Raw genomic sequence first — 301 nt, forward strand, 5'->3', positions numbered from 1 at the left:
CGGTTCGTTGGCCACCACCACGAAATTGAGCACCAGGACGCCCACCGCGGTGATGGTCCAGACGATGGCCGCCGTCCCGGCGAGCCGGATGGTGCGGTCATAGGCGGGCCGCTGCGGGGAAAATCCGACGGCGGCCAGCACCAGAGCGCCGAGGGTGCAGGCCGCGGCGAGGTTGAAAACCATCTTGGTGCCGGGCAGTCCCCACAGCACAAAGGCACCGATCCGGTCCAGCAACCCGACTTCCGCGCTGCCTCCGATCGAAAAAGCCCAGATCAATGCGAGCACGCTCGCGGCCCCCAGG

1 pseudogene is annotated in these 301 nt (G+C 67.8%); it reads right to left on the minus strand.

The window, feature by feature from the left end:
• A pseudogene (locus AC5RVV_RS18350) lies at positions 1-285 on the minus strand (copper transporter); the annotation flags it as partial.
• Between the last annotated feature and the right edge of the window lie 16 nt (positions 286-301).

It is taken from the genome of Arthrobacter sp. MDT2-34-1 (assembly GCF_059091365.1).